Here is a 442-nt window from a genome sequence, read left to right on the forward strand (position 1 = left end):
GGCTCGCGCATCTTGGCGGGGTACAAGGCGCGAGCCGACCGACCCCGACGAGGGCTGCAACTACAGCGATGAGAGCGTCTGGGGCGATAACAGTTGGTACTTCACTCCCAAGGGGCTGTTCCTCAAGGCCTACTTTCCTCGGGTAGCGCGGGCCTGTGACGGGCCTGAGTGGGCGGTGCTGCCGTATGCGTTGGTCAGGAAGCACCCCGGGGCCGTCGCTCTGGAGCTGCCCAAGCATTGAAACCGAAGGAGGTTATTTTGCTTCCAGCCCCGGCGCCTCACGGATCACGAAGTGATCCAGGTTCTCGATATTGGCGCTGAAGACCTCGAAGGTCGACTCGGGGTCTTTCTTGCTCGGCACTTGCTTGAGCGCCGGCGTCACGCCATAGAAGAAACAGTACAGCTCCCGCTGGCTGTCGGCGGCGCCCTTGATCTCCTCGAG

Annotated in this window: 2 pseudogenes; one reads left to right on the forward strand and one right to left on the reverse strand. The window is 62.4% G+C overall.

From position 1 onward, the window contains the following. Positions 1 to 241 (forward strand): annotated as a pseudogene (locus SB725_RS30180) (hypothetical protein); the annotation flags it as partial. Between the two features lie 12 nt (positions 242 to 253). On the opposite strand, the pseudogene SB725_RS30185 reads toward SB725_RS30180, so the two are convergent. Next, positions 254 to 442, reverse strand: a pseudogene (locus SB725_RS30185) (hypothetical protein); the annotation flags it as partial.

This window comes from Pseudomonas sp. SIMBA_041, assembly GCF_046535095.1.
Lineage (GTDB): Bacteria > Pseudomonadota > Gammaproteobacteria > Pseudomonadales > Pseudomonadaceae > Aquipseudomonas > Aquipseudomonas mucoides.